Annotated in this window: 9 protein-coding genes; all 9 read left to right on the top strand. The window is 68.7% G+C overall.

Going from position 1 to position 11,163, the window contains the following annotated elements; all coding sequences use genetic code 11:
* Nucleotides 1–5: 5 nt before the first annotated feature.
* The 9 genes from HLA95_RS01505 (at nt 6) to gyrB (ending at nt 11,136) form a co-directional block, all read left to right on the top strand.
* Entirely contained in the window at nt 6–1,634 is a 1,629-nt protein-coding gene (locus HLA95_RS01505) for an OpgD/OpgG family glucan biosynthesis protein (RefSeq protein WP_191059588.1), read from the top strand.
* A gap of 3 nt (nt 1,635–1,637) precedes the next feature.
* Complete coding sequence (locus tag HLA95_RS01500; RefSeq protein ID WP_191059587.1) at nt 1,638–2,411, top strand: enoyl-CoA hydratase; 774 nt, start codon at nt 1,638–1,640, stop codon at nt 2,409–2,411.
* Nucleotides 2,412–2,510: 99 nt separating this feature from the next.
* Nucleotides 2,511–2,786, top strand: coding sequence for a 30S ribosomal protein S20 (rpsT, locus tag HLA95_RS01495; protein ID WP_191059586.1), 276 nt, complete (start codon nt 2,511–2,513; stop codon nt 2,784–2,786).
* Between the two features lie 488 nt (nt 2,787–3,274).
* A complete protein-coding gene (gene dnaA, locus HLA95_RS01490) occupies nt 3,275–4,654 on the top strand; it encodes a chromosomal replication initiator protein DnaA (protein WP_191059585.1) in 1,380 nt (459 codons plus the stop codon).
* A 78-nt stretch (nt 4,655–4,732) separates the two neighbouring features.
* Nucleotides 4,733–5,641: a GIY-YIG nuclease family protein gene (locus HLA95_RS01485; RefSeq protein ID WP_191059584.1), complete on the top strand. Its 909-nt coding sequence runs from the start codon at nt 4,733–4,735 to the stop codon at nt 5,639–5,641.
* 30 nt (nt 5,642–5,671) lie between these two features.
* Entirely contained in the window at nt 5,672–6,289 is a 618-nt protein-coding gene (locus HLA95_RS01480; protein WP_191059583.1) for a hypothetical protein, read from the top strand.
* 158 nt (nt 6,290–6,447) lie between these two features.
* Entirely contained in the window at nt 6,448–7,575 is a 1,128-nt protein-coding gene (dnaN, locus tag HLA95_RS01475) for a DNA polymerase III subunit beta (RefSeq protein ID WP_191059582.1), read from the top strand.
* Nucleotides 7,572–8,738, top strand: coding sequence for a DNA replication/repair protein RecF (recF, locus tag HLA95_RS01470; protein ID WP_222182161.1), 1,167 nt, complete (start codon nt 7,572–7,574; stop codon nt 8,736–8,738). Before dnaN ends, recF begins: the two co-directional genes overlap by 4 nt.
* Nucleotides 8,731–11,136 carry a DNA topoisomerase (ATP-hydrolyzing) subunit B gene (gene gyrB, locus HLA95_RS01465; RefSeq protein ID WP_222182159.1) on the top strand — a complete coding sequence of 802 codons (2,406 nt, stop codon included), beginning with the start codon at nt 8,731–8,733 and terminating at the stop codon, nt 11,134–11,136. The genes recF and gyrB overlap by 8 nt, the downstream gene beginning before the upstream one ends.
* The last annotated feature ends 27 nt before the right edge of the window (nt 11,137–11,163 follow it).

Here is an 11,163-nt window from a genome sequence, read left to right as displayed (position 1 = left end):
AATGCATGGACGCCACTCGGCGCTCGGTCTCGCTCGGTCTTTCTGCCCTTTCCCTGCTCGGGCTGACCGGACTGACCGCATTGCGGGAAGCGGTCGCGCAGGAGGAGGCGGCGGCACCGCCCCCGCCCCAGACCGGCCTGCGCTTCTCCGAGCCCAGCCCCTTCTCGTTCGAGCAGCTGGTGGCGCAGGCGGAGGCGGCGGCCAAGCAGCCCTATGCGTCCCCGATCATCCGGTTCGACGACATCCTGGACCGGATCGACCCGGAAGTGTTCGCCGACATCCGCTTCCGGCCGGACCAGGCGCTCTGGGCGGACGGCAGCGGCCCGTGGCCCATCCGCTTCCACCACCCCGGCCGCTGGTTCAAGCGACCGGTCCACATCAACCTGGTCGAGAACGGCCAGGCGCGCGAGATCCTCTACGAGCCCTGGCTGTTCGAGTTCGGCGAGAAGGCCTCCTTCGTCACCGGCCTGCCCGAGGATTTGGGCTTCGCCGGGTTCCGGGTGATGAACAAGCAGGGCGGCGGCGACTGGCTGTCGTTCCTGGGCGCCTCCTATTTCCGGGCATCCGGCGAGCACGACCAGTACGGGATCTCCGCGCGCGGCGTGGCGATCGACATCGGCCTGCCCACGCCTGAAGAATTTCCGGCGTTCCGCGAGTTCTGGATCGAGCGGGCCGCACCGGACAATGACGACCTGGTCATCTGCGCCTTCCTGGACGGCCCGGCCCTGGCCGGGGCCTACCGGTTCCTGGTGAAGCGGCCGGGTGCGGTGGTGATGGACGTCGAGGCCAAGCTGTTCATGCGCCACGGCGTGCAGCGCTTAGGGATTGCCCCGCTCACCAGCATGTATTGGTTCTCCGAGACCAACCACCACACCGCCACCGACTGGCGCCCCGAGATCCACGACAGCGACGGGCTGGCGATCTGGACCGGCGCCGGCGAGCGTCTGTGGCGGCCTTTGAACAACCCCCGGGCCATGACGGTCTCGTCCTTTTCCGACACCGACCCCAAGGGGTTCGGCCTCCTGCAGCGCGACCGGGAGTTTCATTCCTACGAGGACGATTCCCTGTTCTACGAGCGGCGACCGTCCTTGTGGGTCGAGCCGCTGCAGCCCTGGGGCAAGGGGACGGTGCAGTTGGTCGAGATCCCGACCAATGTCGAGATCCACGACAACATCGCGGCCTACTGGGTGCCGGAGGTCAAGACCGAGGCGGGCATGCGCTTCGACCTCGCCTGGCGGCTCTACTGGCAGGACGGCATCCCGCAGGACCCCTCGGCCGCCCGCTGCATCGCCACCCGCATCGGCAAGGGCGGCGCGCCCGGGGCGGCGCAGGATCGCGACCTCAAGCTGTTCGCCGTCGACTTCGAGGGGCCGTCGCTCGAGCCGCTGCGCAAGGGCGAGGACGTCCAGGCGGTGGTGGCCACCTCGCGCGGCGAGATCACCCGCGCCTTCGCGTTCCAGATCGTCGGGACCAGGCGCTGGCGGGCGATGTTCGAGCTCCTGGTCGAGGGTGAGGAGCCGGTCGACCTGCGCCTGTTCCTGCGCAAGGGCGATGCCGCGCTCACCGAGACCTGGCTCTACCAGTACCATCCGTTCCGCTTTGCGGCCGGGCCCTCGGGCTTCGGGGAGGAGTGAATCTTGGCCTATACCAACATCCTGGTGGACCGGCGCGACGCCGTCGGGCTGATCACGCTCAACCGGCCCAAGGCCCTCAACGCCCTGAACGACGAGCTGGTCGCCGAGCTGAACCTGGTCCTGGACGGGTTCGATGCCGACCCGGAGATCGCCGCCACGGTGATCACCGGCTCGGAAAAGGCGTTCGCCGCCGGTGCGGACGTCAAGCAGATGGCGCAGATGGGCTTCGCGGATGCCTATGAGAGCGACTTCATCGCCGCCTGGGCACGCATCGCCGACAAGCGCAAGCCGCTGATCGCGGCGGTGGCCGGCTATGCCCTGGGCGGCGGCTGCGAGCTGGCGATGATGTGCGACATCATCATCGCCGCCGACAATGCGCGCTTCGGCCAGCCGGAGATCAATCTCGGCACGCTGCCCGGTGCCGGCGGCACCCAGCGCCTGGTGCGCGCGGTGGGCAAGGCCAAGGCCATGGACATGGTGCTGACCGGCCGGATGATGGACGCGGCCGAGGCCGAGCGGTCCGGCCTGGTCACCCGGGTGGTGCCGGCGGGCGAGTTGGTCGAGGAGGCGCTCAAGATCGGCCAGGCGATCGCCGCCAAGAGCCGGATCGCCGTGCGCATGGCCAAGGACGCGGTCAATGCCGCGTTCGAGACCAGCCTCGCGGAGGGGCTGCGCTACGAGCGGCGCGCCTTCTATGCGAGCTTCGCCACCGAGGACCGCACCGAGGGCATGAACGCGTTCGTGGAGAAGCGCTCGGCGGAATTTCGGCACCGCTGAACCGCATTGGCGAGCACCTTGTGGGCAAGCCCGGGTTGACGTAGACGCAGCCTGGGGATAAGAGCCCCTCTCACTTTCAGAACATTGGGCAATCGCATCGTGGCGCACACCCTTTCGGCGAAGAAGCGGGTGCGGCAGACCGAAGCACGGACTGCACGCAACCGGGCTCGCACCAGCCAGATCAAGACCTTCATCAAGAAGGTGGAAGCCGCGGTCGCCAAGGGCGATGCGGAAGCCGCCACCACTGCTTTCCGGCAGGCTGAGCCGCAGATCGCGCGCGGGGTCACGAAGGGCGTCCTGCACAAGAACACGGCGTCCCGCCGGATCTCGCGCCTGGCCCAGATGGTGAAGAAGCTCTCCAGCGCCGCTGCCTGAGAGTTTCCAGCAGTTCGTCAAAACAGGCGACGAGGACGCGAGTCCTCGTCGCCTGTTTTGTTGCATCGCAGTTCTCTCATATTAGTTGTTCGTGATTATTCAACCTTTGAGAGAATTTTCGACTGTGGCAGAACGGGTGCTTGCCTCCCCCCAGGCCCGGCATTACTATCACCAGACGTTCGGCCGCCACGCACAGGCGCCTGATTGCAGCTGAGTATTTAGGGTCGCGAACCAAAGACTGTTCTGCAGTGGTGTAGTAACTCAACTGTCCCTGGACAGGTTGTTCTATCGCCAAAGTCGAAGCAATCTCGGTTCCGGCCCTCGATGGGCTGCAATCTACCCGCTTTCGGTAGCCGGGCCTCCCGGAGCAGGGAGGTCATGTTGTCGTTTTGTGGCGAGTATACGAACGAAGCGCGGTCCGGCCTGCGGGTGTTCTTGCCCAGCCGGCGGGGCCATGGTGACAACGCGACAGCCGGGTCGGGGTACGGATGATCGTGCCGCAGTCGAGCGATCTGGAGGCACAGTGGACGCAGGTGCGTGGCCTCCTTCGGGCGGAGGTGGGGGATACGGCCTTCAGCACCTGGCTGAAGCCGCTCCTGGCTCTCGGCATCGAAGGTGACCGGGGCCTGGTCTCCGTGCCCACCCAGTTCATGCGCGACTGGGTGGCGGCGCACTATGCCGACCGCATCCGCACGCTCTGGAACGGGGTGAACAGCCAGGTCCGCTCGATCAGCCTGGTGGTGGCGCAGGGCAAGGGCTCGCCCGGCACCATCGTCAACCGCGAGCAGCCGCCTCTGCGCGTGGTTGAGCCTCAGCCGCGCCCGGTGAACGATTCGCCGGACGAGCTGTCCGTGCAGCTCGACCCGCGCCTGACCTTCGAGAACTTCGTGGTGGGCAAGCCCAACGAGTTCGCGGTGGCCGCCGCCGAGCGGGTCGCGACCTCGCCCAAGCCCATGTTCAATCCTTTGTTCCTGTATGGCGGGGTCGGCCTCGGCAAGACCCACCTCATGCACGCGATCGGCCACCGGGTCTTGCAGATCGACCCGACCAAGAAGATCGTGTTCATGACCGCAGAAAAGTTCATGTACCAGTTCGTGCGTGCGCTGCGGATCAAGGAAACGATCGCGTTCAAGGAAATGTTCCGCTCGGTCGACCTCTTGATGGTCGACGACGTGCAGTTCATTTCCGGCAAGGACAGCACCCAGGAAGAGTTCTTCCACACCTTCAACACGCTGGTGGACCGCGGCAAGCAGATCGTGATCTCGGCCGACCGCAGCCCGTCCGACCTGTCCGGGCTGGAGGAGCGGATCCGCTCGCGCCTGGGCTGGGGCCTGGTGGCAGACATCCACCCCACCACCTACGAGCTGCGCTTGGGCATCCTGCAGGCCAAGGCCGAGCAGTTGCGCTCGGACGTGCCGCAGCGCGTGCTGGAGTTCCTGGCCGCCAGGATCACCTCCAACGTCCGCGAGCTGGAAGGTGCGCTCAACCGCATGGTGCACCAGGCCAGCCTGACCAACCGGGCGGTCTCGGTGGAGATGGCCCAGGAGATCCTCCACGACCTGCTGCGCGCCAACGACCGGCGCGTCACCATCGAGGAAATCCAGAAGGCCTGCGCCGAGCACTACCAGATGAAGATGGCCGACCTGACCGGCCCGCGCCGCTCGCGCGCCATCGCCCGGCCCCGGCAGGCCGCGATGTATCTGTGCAAGCAGCTCACGCCACGCTCCTTGCCGGAGATCGGCAAGAAGTTCGGCAACCGTGATCATACCACGGTGATGCATGCGGTGCGCCAGATCGAGAAGCTGATTGCCGAGGACCGGCAGCTCGCCGACGATGTGGAACTGCTGAAGCGGCGCCTGATGAGCTGAACCGCCCGGGTCACCGACCCGGGCGCGGCCAGCCGGCGACCCTGCGGAGGCGATGCTGCATCTGCCTCCGGATGGGTCATGTCCCACGTCATCTACGTCTTCTCCGACCCTGGTGTCCCCGCTGCCTGCAAGATCGGCAAGGACGAGAACTGGCCGTCGCGCTACAGGCAGACGCGCTGCCACACGCCACGCGGTATCCAGGTCGCCGGCCTCTTCCGACTCGACGGCAAGGCGGCCGTTCAGCAGGCCGAGCGTGCCGCCCATGCCCTGCTGGCGGCACACCGTCGCCCTGGTGACGTGAACGAGTGGTTCGACCTGTCGCCGCGGGAAGCGGTGCAGCGCCTGGCGGCTGCCGGCGTTCTGGACGCCCGGACGGCACAGCCGGCGGGTCCGCCCGAGCTGCCCAGATCAGCGCGCCTTTATGACGACTGGCGCGATCATCGCCCAGCCGTGGCGGGCTTTCGCTGGCAGGCCTGGCTGTTCCGCGAGGAGAGCCCGGAGGGGCGCCTGAAGCTGACCTATGGCGCGCTCCACGACACCGCCTTCCGCTATGCCTTCACCTATAATCCCTGGCCGGTGCGGCTGGTCGCCGGCTTCGAGCATGAAGATGCGGTGCCTGCCGAGGATGACCGCAACCGCCCGCTCAACGCCCGTCTCCAGCAGGCCTGGCAGAGCGTCCAGGAGCGGATGGGCACACCCGACAGCGAGCAGGTGGGATGGCTGCGGCCGGAGACCCGCTCCGATCTGGTGGCTGCCCATCTGGCGGATTTCGGCATCCGTCCCATTCCGCTCGACCGCCCCAAGCCCCTCGGCACCCGCCCGAGGGACGCCAGCGCGGCAGCGGTGGCGATCGAGGCCGTGCCTCCGCAGCACCGCGTCGTCCCCTGCCCGCTCGTTTATGGCGGCGCGGACATCACCAGGACCAACTGGCCGGACCCTGCCACATCGCGTGGGCCTGTCGGCTTCTTCCGCCGGGTGCTCGGCTGAATCCACCGGCCGGAAAGGCGAAGCGATCCGATGCTGCACGACCCGAACTTCCGGCCCGACGAGCCTGAGCGCGCGCTGCTGGAAAGCTGCGTCCATGCCTCGGTGCTGCGCCGACCGGCACCGATCCGGGGCCATGAGCGGGCGCGGCTGTCGGACCGGCTGGCGACGGAGGCGGCCGACGCCCTCTTCAGCCAGCTCGCACCGGTCTGCCCGGTCCAGGACGCCAACCATATCCGGCGCAACCAGCCGGGCTACGACTTCCTGGTCGACGGGCGGATCCGCGTCCAGCTCAAGGGCAACAGCTTCGTCGAGAGCATCGGCTGGGCCCACAGCCCCGACCCGGCCGCGGCCGACCTGGCCGTCGACCTGCTCCTGGCCGTCGATCTGGGCGTGGTCCTGGACGGCCGGGTGGGTCGGCTCGCCGGCAAGCCGATCCCGGTGAGGCCCTTTGTCGATTACTATCTGGTTCCCGGCACCGTGGTACGTGAATGGGTGGCGGCCGGCCGCCGGGTGAACGGGCGGGGCGCGCATATCTATCTCTACAAGTACCCGTTGCAGCCGGGTACCAAGGAGGAGATCGGCCAGACCCGGGAGCTGGCGGACTGGCGCGGGCGCTTCGACGTGCTGGCGAGCCTGCTCAGATCGTGAGCTTTGCCTGGCAGGGGGCCGCATCTGCTTCCGTTTCCCGGCTTGGCCGCCCGATTTTGTCGAAAATTCGTGAACTTAGCGGCGGAGCCTGCTAGATTCGGGGCCCGACGCGATGTTCGTGGTCGGGGTTCCCTCGAGCATAGCGACTTGCCCTGACCATGAAGCTGACCATCGAGCGCGCGCCCCTGCTCAAGTCGCTCGGCTATGTCCAGAGCGTCGTCGAACGCCGCACGACGATCCCGATCCTGTCCAACGTCCGGCTGGAGGCGCGCGACGGCGAGCTCCTGCTCACCGCGACCGACATGGACCTGACCCTGGTCTCGCGCGAGGCCGCCGAGATCAGCGAGCCCGGCACCACCACGGTGGCGGCGCACACGCTCTACGAGATCGTCCGCCGCCTGGCCGAGGGTGCGATCGTGGAGCTGGAGCAGCCCAATGGCAGTGCCGACCTGAACCTGCGCTCGGGCCGCTCGTCCTTCGTCCTGCCCTCTTTGCCCGCCGACGAGTTCCCGGCGATGAACGAGGAGGATCTGGGCGTATCGTTCGAGCTCTCGGCCCAGGTGCTGCGCAAGCTCCTGGACAAGACCCGCTTCGCCATGTCCAGCGAGGAAACCCGCTACTACCTGAACGGCGTCCATCTGCACGCCACTCGCGGCGACGGTGCCGCGGCGACGCTGCGCGCGGTGGCGACCGACGGCCATCGGCTGGCCCGGGTCGAGACGCCGCTGCCCGAGGGTGCCAAGGGTATCCCGCCGGTGATCGTGCCGAAGAAGACCGTGGGCGAGGCCCGCCGCCTGCTCGAGGCGCTCGACCAGGACGCCGCGGTCGGCATCGCCCTGTCGCCGTCCCGCATCCGCTTCCAGATCGGCACGACCGTGCTGGTGTCGCGCCTGATCGACGGGGTGTTCCCCGATTATGAGCGGGTCATCCCGCACGCCAACGACAAGGCGGCGCTGGTCGACGCCAAGGCCTTCGCGGTGGCGATCGACCGGGTGTCGACGGTCGCGACCGACAAGGTCCGCGCGGTCAAGCTCGGCTTTTCCGAAGGTCGGGTGCTGGCGTCTGCGGTGAGCGCCGAAGCCGGCCGCGCCCAGGACGAGGTCGATTGCGAGCTGTCCGGCGGCGAGATCGAGATCGGCTTCAACGCCCGCTACGTCCTGGACATCACCCAGCAGGTCGAGGGCAACCAGATCCGGCTGGAGATGGCGAGCCCCGCCTCGCCCACCCTGATCCGCGATCCCGAGGATGTCGCCACCATCTACGTGCTGATGCCGATGCGCGTATGATCGCTTCCGCCAGCGCGCCTGCCGCTGCCGACGCTTTTTCCCACCCGCCTGCCTGCGCCGCGCGCCGCCTCCAGCTCACCGGGTTCCGCAATCTCGCCGACCGCCGGCTCGACCTGCCGAGCGGGCCGGTCGTGCTGTACGGCGACAACGGCGCCGGCAAGACCAATTTGCTGGAAGCGGTCTCGATGCTGGCGCCGGGGCGCGGGCTGCGCCGGGCGCGGGCGGCCGAGCAGGCATGCAATGGCGGAACTGGTGGCTGGGCGATTCATGCCCATATGGAAGGTCCAGATGGACCGCACACGATCGCCACGGGCCTGGAGCCCGGTCAGGAGCGCCGCCGCTTCCGGCTGGACGGCCGCGATGTCGCCGCGCGCGAGGAACTGCCCGGCATCATCGGGGTGATCTGGCTGACCCCGGCGGAGGACCGGTTGTTCCAGGATCCGCCGGCCGAGCGCCGCCGCTTTCTCGACCGGCTGATCGCCACGGACGATCCAGCCTATGCCGGCCTCACGTCGCGCTATGAGCGGCGCCTGCGCGAGCGCTCGACCGTGCTGCGCAGCGGCCGGCCCGATGCGGTATGGCTGGATGCGCTGGAGGCGGGGCTGGCGGCCGATGCCGTGGCGATCGCCGCGGTGCGTGCCGAGCGGGTGCAGAGCCTGGACCGGGTGGTGGCCGCCGCCGGCGGCCCCTTCCCCGCGGTCCGCCTGGCCCTGGCCGGCGAGCTGGAAGCCCTGCTCGAGGATCGGCCGGCCCTGGATGTCGAGGAGGCGGTGGCCGCCCGCCTTCAGGCCAGCCGGGAGGTGGATCGCGAGGCGGGCGGTGCCTCGATCGGCCCGCACCGCAGCGACCTGGTCGCGATCGACGCCGAGACCGGCACGGCCGCGGCGCGCTGCTCGACCGGCCGGCAGAAGGCCCTGCTGGTCGCAATCGTGCTGGGCGAGATCGCGCGCAAGCGCCAGGCCGGCAGCCTCGTGCCGATCCTGCTGCTCGACGAGGCCACGGCCCATCTGGACGAGCCGCGCCGTCAGGCGCTGTTCGACCGCATCACCGGCCTGCCGGGCCAGACCTGGCTGACCGGAACCGACCATGCGCCCTTCGCGCCCTTGCGCGACCAGGCCGCCTTCCTCCACCTGCACCGAGGCGACCTCGCCGATCATGTCTGACACGCCGATTCTTTCCACCCCCGCCTACGACGCCAGCTCCATCAAGGTCCTGGAGGGCCTGGAGGCCGTCCGCAAGCGACCGGGCATGTATATCGGCGACACCGATGACGGCTCCGGCCTGCACCACATGGTGTTCGAGGTGGTCGACAACGCGATCGACGAGGTGCTGGCCGGCCACGCCACCCGCGTCGAGGTGGTGCTGAACGCCGACGGCTCCTGCACCGTGGTCGATGACGGCCGCGGCATCCCGGTCGACATCCACCAGGAGATGGGCATCTCGGCCGCCGAGGTGATCATGACCGTGCTCCATGCCGGCGGGAAGTTCGACAAGAACTCCTACAAGGTGTCGGGCGGCCTGCATGGCGTGGGCGTCTCGGTGGTCAACGCCCTGTCCGACCGGCTGGACCTGACCGTCTGGCGCGACGGGTTCGAGCACTTCATCCGCTTCGTCGATGGCGGTCGGCCCGAGGCGCCGCTGGACGTGGTGGGCCCGGCCGAGGGCAAGCGCGGCACCAGGGTCACCTTCTACCCCTCGCCCTCGGTGTTCACCGGCACCGAGTTCGTGTTCGACCAGCTGGCGCACCGGTTGCGCGAGCTGGCCTTCCTGAACTCCGGGGTGCAGATCCTCCTGCGCGACCTGCGCGGCGAGGAGCCGCGCGAGGAGCTGCTGTTCTACGAGGGTGGCCTCGCCGCCTTCGCGACCTGGCTGGACCGCTCGCGCACCCCGGTCTTCCAGCCGCCGATCACCGTGGGCGGCGAGCGCGACGGCATCGTGGTCGAGGTCGCGATGCAGTGGAACGACGGCTACCACGAGGTCTGCCTGTGCTTCACCAACAACATCCCGCAGCGTGACGGCGGCACCCACCTCCAGGGCTTCCGCCAGGCGCTGACCCGCGTGCTCAACAAGTATGCCGAGGACAGCGGAACACTGAAGCGCGAGAAGGTCAGCCTGTCCGGCGACGACATGCGCGAGGGTCTGACCGCGGTCCTGTCGGTGAAGGTGCCGGACCCGAAATTCTCCTCGCAGACCAAGGACAAGCTGATCTCGTCCGAGGTCACGCCGATCGTGCAGAACCTGGTGGGCGACGCGCTGTCCCGCTGGCTGGAGGAGCATCCGGCCGAGGCCAAGATCATCATGGGCAAGGTGGTGGAAGCCGCCACCGCCCGCGAGGCGGCCAGGCGTGCCCGTGAGCTGACGCGGCGCAAGGGCGCGCTCGACATCGCGAACCTGCCGGGCAAGCTCGCCGACTGCCAGGAACGCGACCCGGCCAAGTCCGAGCTGTTCCTGGTCGAGGGCGACAGTGCGGGCGGCTCGGCCAAGCAGGGCCGCGACCGGCAGTTCCAGGCGATCCTGCCCTTGCGCGGCAAGATCCTGAACGTCGAGCGGGCGCGGGTCGACAAGATCCTGGGCAGCCAGGAGATCGGCACGCTGATCACGGCGCTCGGCACCGGCATCCGCGACGATTTCGACATCGCCAAGCTGCGCTACCACCGCATCGTCATCATGACCGATGCGGACGTGGACGGCTCGCACATCCGCACCCTGCTCCTGACCTTCTTCTACCGGCACCTGCCGGAGCTGATCGAGGCCGGGCACCTGTTCATCGCCCAGCCGCCCCTTTACCGGATCAAGCGCGGCCGGGAGGAGCTCTACCTCAAGGACGACGCGGCCCTGGACGACTATCTGCTGGCGACCGTGCGCGGCGAGGTGGTGCTGACCGGCCGCGACGGCACGCCGCTCGATGGGGAGGCCGCCGACCGGGCCTTCGAGCTGTCCCGCCAGGCCGCCCAGGCGATCCGGGGATTGGCCCGGCGGCTGCCGCCCGAGCTGGTCGAGGCCCTGGCCGTGACCCGGCTGATCGGCGCCGAGGCCGATCCGGGGCTGGAGCAGGGCCAGGCGCTGGCGCGCCATCTGGTCCAGGCCGGCTACGGCCACTGGCAGGCGACCCAGGACGTGGACGGCGTGCTGATCATGCACCGCACCCGCGGCGAGCGCCGCGAGCGCTGGCGGATCGAGCCGGTCGGCCTCCGTTCGCTGGAAGCGCGCAAGGTCGCGGCGATGGTGGAGGAGCTGGTCGGCCTGTGGGGTGAGCAGCCCGCCCTGGTCCAGGGCGAGACCATCATGCCGATCAGCGGCCCGCTGCAGCTCATGGAGCGGGTCGCCACGCTCGGCCGCAAGGGCATGCAGATCCAGCGCTACAAGGGGCTGGGCGAGATGAACCCGGAGCAGCTCTGGGAAACGACGCTCGACCCGACCAAGCGCTCGATGGTGCAGGTGAAGGTCGACCATGCCGACGAGGCCGACGAGATCTTCACCACGCTGATGGGTGACGTGGTCGACCCGCGCCGCGACTTCATTCAGAGCAACGCGCTGCGCGTGGTCAACCTGGACGTCTGATTACGGCATCGCAGCCGCCTGCCGGCC

It is taken from the genome of Geminicoccus harenae (genome assembly GCF_019800005.1).
Taxonomy (GTDB): Bacteria; Pseudomonadota; Alphaproteobacteria; order Geminicoccales; family Geminicoccaceae; genus Geminicoccus; species Geminicoccus harenae.
The sequence above is the reverse complement of the archived record's forward strand: the minus strand, read 5'-3'. Positions and strand labels throughout refer to the sequence as shown.